The 524-nt window shown below is 67.6% G+C and carries 1 protein-coding gene; it reads left to right on the plus strand.

The features are described from left to right. Positions 1 to 460 (plus strand): histidine phosphatase family protein (locus EN994_RS34620; protein WP_127308310.1); only part of this gene is annotated, 460 nt, incomplete at its 5' end. Positions 461 to 524: the final 64 nt, after the last annotated feature.

Consider the following 524-nt stretch of genomic DNA (forward strand, 5'->3'; position numbering starts at 1 on the left):
GCCCTTGGCCGAACGCGGAGTGAAGGCAGCCCGGTTGATGGGGCGCGAGCTTGCGACGCGCGGCTGGCTGCCGGACCTGGCGCTGGTGTCGGCGGCGCTGCGCACCCGCGACACCTGGCGGCTTGTGGCGGCGGAATTGCCCGTCCCGCCCCAGGTCGCATTCCTCAAGGCGCTGTACGATGCTTCAGCGGCGGACATTCTGAGCCAGATTGGTCAAACCGACGCTTCGAGCGGCAGCTTGCTGGTAATTGGCCACAATCCGGGCCTGGAGCAGTTGGCCAGACAGCTTGCCGGGCCGGGGTCAGACGCCAAGGCGATCGCAAGACTTGAGGAAAAATTCCCGACGGGAGCCCTCGCCCGGGTGGTCTTCAAAGGCGATTGGTCCGTCGTGTCCCCCGCCCGGCTGACACATTGCTTGCGGCCCAAGGACCTGGGCCCGCGGCCGAAGGACCTGGGCTAGTGTCCATGGCAGGTGCGGCGGGTCAAGCCCGCCGCACATCCGCTTGAGCCGTCAGTTTCCCCAG

Origin of the sequence: Mesorhizobium sp. M7A.F.Ca.CA.002.09.1.1 (assembly GCF_003998555.1) — a bacterium.
GTDB lineage: Bacteria > Pseudomonadota > Alphaproteobacteria > Rhizobiales > Rhizobiaceae > Mesorhizobium > Mesorhizobium ciceri.